Here is a 5,166-nt window from a genome sequence, read left to right as displayed (position 1 = left end):
CTGTACCCGTTTTTCCCTTGATGTCAATGATTGAAGGGCCCTTGCATACATGATGAATGAGCCATCTTGTTCGTCATGTCGCGGACTGCAGGATTCCTATACTGTGAACGGACTAGCACAGGTCTTTGGACGTGACATGTAACGGGTAAGGAAGGTTGACTCTTGTCCGTGCTGTTATAAAATTCACATGGCTCATCTGTGTTCGAGCAGGTCTGATGGATATGCACTGGAGTACTCTGTGGGTTTGGCCAACGTCAGCAGTTCGCACCATTGTGGTTTAGTGACGGGGGAAAGGAGACAGCATGGGGCGTTTTTCACCCGAATCGGTCGATGACCTCGTCGTTGCAGCGGGGAAACTTAAGGGGTGCCGATAGGTTATGAAGACAGAGTTGGTAGCCGGCGTCGGATTTTCCAGGGAGACAGCAAGAGGGCGCAGATGCCGCTCATGAACCTTGTTGTCCTTGCAGGTGGCCGTAGCCGGCGAATGGGATTGCCGAAGTACTGCCTTTCTCTCGCAGGTATCCCCCTCTACGAATACCCCTTGCGTCGGCTTGGTGCGCTGTACCAGCGCCATATTATCGTCGAGAACAAGGGCCTCATACCTGCAGACGGCAAGCCGGAGCGACTAGTTGTCGGCGACCTTGTTGCTGATGCAGGGCCTCTGGGCGGTATCTACAGTGGACTCAGGGCATCAGATGCGGCACTGAACATGGTGGTCGGTGCCGACATGCCGTTTGTCTCTTCTTCATTGGCTCAGGCGATGGGAAAGCGTGCGTGCGCGCAGGACTTGGACATCCTTGTTCCCAACATCGATGGTCTTCTTGAGCCGTTGTTCGCCATCTATTCTTCTCGGGTCGCCAACGTCGCAGCCCAACTGCTGGCATCGGGGGTTCGCTCTGTTCGGGAACTCTTTCGCAATGAGTTGTTGCGCATTGGGTTTATTGACCGGGCCTATGGCATGCAATACGATGAACGGTTAATGTCTTTTTTCAACGTGAACACACCGGACGATCTCATTATGGCACAACTGATGATGCGTACGGGTGAAAAGTCGATAGAGGAGGAACGTGTATGCATGCACACGTCAGTGCCCTGTCCAGGCTATCACTGGCGAGGTCAAGAAGACCCACGTTATCGATGTGGATAAGTGCATCAAATGTGGCTCATGCTATGAAGTCTGCCGTTTCGGTGCTATTCTCAAAGAGTAAAATACCCGGAGGGAGTTCATAATGAGTGAGAAATTGATCAACACAAAGATCGACGGGAAGGACTATCAGTTTCCTATGGGAATGACTATCCTGGATGCCTGCGAGAGCGTAGGATATGATATCCCTACTCTCTGTTATCTCGCAGGCATTGCCGAGGAAGGCGCTTGCGGAATGTGCGTCGTCGAGGTCAAGAAAGCCAGGACCCTTCAAAGGGCCTGTGTAACCAGGATCACCGACGGTATGGAAATTACGACAGATTCTTCCGCCATTCATGAAGCACGGAAGACAAATCTCGAACTTGCACTTGCGCATCACCCTCTGGACTGTATGACCTGCGATGCAGACGGAGATTGCGAGCTACAGGAGCTTGCTTACCGGTTCGGCATCAAGAAGAGCGAATTTCTTGTTGACAGGGAGGCATTTGAGAGTCCAAAGGAAACCTCGTGGGACACGAATCCATTTATCCAGTTTGACCCGCAGAAGTGTGTCCTTTGCAGGCGTTGCGTGGACGCCTGTGAGAACCAGGCGCTGGTCGAAGCAATTGGCATGGCAATGAGAGGTTCCGAGTCTGTTGTGTCGACTCCGTTCAACGTGCCTCTTGAGGGGACTGACTGCCAGTTCTGTGGTGCTTGCGTACAGGCTTGCCCTGTTGGAGCACTTGTCGAGAAACCCCGCATCGGCAAGGGTAAGATCTTCAACCTTGAGAAGACCGACACCGTTTGCGCCTATTGCGGAACGGGCTGTGATATTTCCCTGTACAAGGATAAGAAGAACAACCTTGTGATGGCAAGAGGAATCGTAGATGCTATGCCTAACAAGGGGAGGCTCTGCGTCAAGGGACGCTATGGCCATGAGTACGTCAATAGTAACGAAAGACTTACAAAGCCTCTCATCAAGGAGAACGGGAAGTTCAGGGAAGCCACGTGGGAAGAGGCCATTGCATACACGGCAACAAGGCTCCAGGAGATCAAGGACAAGTATGGACCAGATGCTATCGGCGTGCTTGGCTCCTCCAGATGCACAAATGAGGACAACTTCGCTGTGCAGAAGTTTGCCCGCGCAGCCATTGGCACGAATAACGTGGACAACTGCGCGAGACTATGCCATGCCTCGACCATCGCAGGGCTAGGTAAGGCGCTTGGAGCGGCTGCAGCAACGAACCCGGTTGAGGACATCAAGAATGCGGATGTGATGTTTGTCATAGGCTCGAACATGACAGAAACCCATCCCGTGATTGCGCAGTTTGTGAAAGAGAACAAGAAGAAGCGTGGCGCGAAGCTTATTGTCTGTGACCCACGAAAGACGGACCTTGCAAAGGTTGCTGACATCTATATTCAGCACTTCCCGGGCACCGACGTGGCACTTCTCAATGGCATGATGAAGGTCATGGTGGACAAGGGACTTGTCAACAAGGAGTTCATCGAGGCGCATACAGAAGGATACGAGGAGTTCGTAAAGGTTGTTTCGAAGTATGACCTTGATAGGGTCTCCACGCTGACACGCGTCGACAAGGCACTGATTGAGGAAGCTGCTATCGTGTATGCTTCTGCTCTCAATGCGACGATTTTCTATACGATGGGCATCACCCAGCATTCGGTCGGTACGGACAATGTACTCAGCATCGCGAACCTTGCTCTTGTCACTGGCCACATTGGAAGAGAAGGAAACGGCATCAATCCTTTGAGGGGACAGGCAAACGTTCAGGGATCCTGCGATATGGGAGCTCTTCCCGATGTTTATCCGGGTTATCAGAAAGTAGCCGATCCCACTGCCAGAGAGAAATTCGAAAAGGCATGGGGCGTCAGACTTTCCGACAAGCCAGGGCTTCCCGTGACTGAATTCGGAGATGCCGCTCTCAGTGGGCATCTCAAGGCTATATATTCCATGGGAGAAAACCCTCTCATGACGGAGCCCGACATCACTCATGTGAGGAAGGGACTGGAGGCACTCGAGTTCCTGGCTGTTCAGGAAATCTTTCTTTCGGAGACTGCAGAACTTGCAGACGTCATTTTTCCTTCCGCAGCCGCATATGAAAAGGAAGGAACATTTACAAATACCGAACGAAGAGTCCAGCTGCTCAGACCTGCTCGAGAAAAGCCAGAAGATGCAAAACTCGACTGGGAGATCGTTTCGCTCGTTGCAACAAAGATGGGCTACCCTATGACATACAGGAATGCCGCGGCAATCATGGATGAGGTGGCAAGCCTCACGCCATCGTACGCCGGTATTCACCATTGGCGTCTTGAGAAAGGTGGCCTGCAGTGGCCCTGCCCCACTGACGAACATGCTGGAACTAAGATCCTTCACTATGGTGGAGACTTCAAGAGGCCGAACGGAAAGGCGCTCATCAGTCCAGTCGAGTACATCGAGGCAAAGGAGCTTCCGGATAGCAAATATCCGATACTTCTTACCACCGGAAGGATTCTCTACCACTTCCACTCTGGACAGGAATCCAGAAGAGTCAAAGTGCTCGACACGTTCGTTCCAAGAAACTATGTGGAGATCAGCAAGGAAGATGCAGAGGAACTTCATATCGAACATGGCGAAACGGTAAGGGTTTCGACAAGAAGAGGCAGCATCGAAGTCGAGACCAGAATCTCCGATAAGCCGATGAAGGGAGTAGTCTTCATTAGTTTCCATTTCCGTGAGGCAAGTGCGAATCTTCTCACAAATGCGGCTCTTGACCCGGTATCGAAGATACCTGAATTCAAAGTCGCAGCATGCAAGATTGAAAAAATCTGACCAGGGGAGGAAAGAATGGATCTTCCGATGTTTACACCACCTCAAATTGCCGAGAAGCTGGGAGATGTTTGTCAGGGCAAGTGCAGGACGCCCATGAAGAAGTTATTTGTTCTTGCGATTCTTGCGGGTGCCTTTATTGCATTTGGTGCACAGTTGTCGATTCTTGTTGGTTCCGATGCGACCCTCGGGTTTGGCTTCACCAAGTTCATTGCTGGAGCCGTGTTTAGTGTGGGACTCATGCTCGTCGTGGTTGCGGGGGCTGAGCTCTTCACAGGTGACAACCTGATTGTCATTTCGGCTTTGGAGAAGAAAGTTCGCTGGGGAGAACTTCTGAAGACATGGATTGCAGTCTACGTCGGCAATCTAGTTGGCTCGATCTTTATTGCCCTTCTCCTGTACTGGTCGGGTCTCTGGAGCATGAATGGTAACCTTGTTGGTTCCGCTGCACTCAAGATCGCGGGAACCAAGGTCGGCCTTACCTTCGTTCAGGGGCTTGTCAGGGGCATTCTCTGCAACTGGCTTGTCTGCCTTGCGGTGTGGATGGCAACTGCCTCGAAGGATATCATCGGCAAGCTGTTCGCGGTCTTCTTCCCCGTCATGGCCTTTGTTGCCTCAGGCTTCGAACACTCTGTCGCAAACATGTTCTTCATCCCCTATGGTATCCTCCTTAAGTCCATTCCCCAAGTTGTGGAGGCTACGGGCAAGACCCTTGCAGATTTTGCAGGACTGAACTGGGTAACCCTCTGGACCAAGAACCTCATTCCCGTGACCATAGGCAACATCATCGGCGGCGCATTCTTCGTCGGCTTTATCTACTGGTTCGCGTACTTGAAGAAGGGCCCGGAGACTGTGGAGACAAAGTAGGACCAATCTCTCTTGCTGGCGAGAGTGCTCCGGGAAAAAAATGATCAGGGAGGAAACCATGGAGTTGGACAATGTCACTCGACCAGCGGGCCAGGCGCAGCCGCTGAGCGACGAAGACAAGCGTTTTCTGCGCGAGCTGGTAGAGACAAATCGTATTGAGCATCACGGCCGGCTGTCGTACATGGACATCATGTTTGAACTGGAACACCACTATGGTAACTCCCTCCCGAGACCTGTGCTGGGCGAAGTCGCTCGACTCCTCGGGACCTCGCCTGCACAGCTCAACGGCTTCGTCACGTTCTACACGATGCTGTCGACTGAGCCACGGGGACGGCATGTGGTCCGTGTCTGT

At 52.3% G+C, this 5,166-nt stretch carries 3 protein-coding genes and 2 pseudogenes; all 5 read left to right on the top strand.

What is annotated here, in order from left to right:
* Positions 1-436 precede the first annotated feature (436 nt).
* Positions 437-895, top strand: a pseudogene (locus SMC1_RS11270) (molybdenum cofactor guanylyltransferase); the annotation flags it as partial.
* Positions 896-1,073: 178 nt separating this feature from the next.
* A pseudogene (locus tag SMC1_RS06210) lies at positions 1,074-1,208 on the top strand (DUF362 domain-containing protein); the annotation flags it as partial.
* A 21-nt stretch (positions 1,209-1,229) separates the two neighbouring features.
* On the top strand, positions 1,230-3,950 hold the full coding sequence (fdhF, locus tag SMC1_RS06205) for a formate dehydrogenase subunit alpha (RefSeq protein WP_119085913.1): 2,721 nt from the start codon (positions 1,230-1,232) through the stop codon (positions 3,948-3,950).
* 15 nt (positions 3,951-3,965) lie between these two features.
* Positions 3,966-4,814, top strand: a complete 849-nt coding sequence (locus SMC1_RS06200) for a formate/nitrite transporter family protein (RefSeq protein ID WP_119085912.1) — start codon at positions 3,966-3,968, stop codon at positions 4,812-4,814.
* 58 nt (positions 4,815-4,872) lie between these two features.
* Positions 4,873-5,166: NAD(P)H-dependent oxidoreductase subunit E (locus tag SMC1_RS06195; RefSeq protein WP_207799330.1), on the top strand; the 294-nt coding region annotated here is incomplete at its 3' end.

This window comes from Candidatus Cryosericum septentrionale (genome assembly GCF_003570995.1).
Taxonomy (GTDB): Bacteria; Caldisericota; Caldisericia; order Cryosericales; family Cryosericaceae; genus Cryosericum; species Cryosericum septentrionale.
Note: the sequence above shows the minus strand (reverse complement) of the source record. Positions and strands in the feature narration are given on the sequence as shown.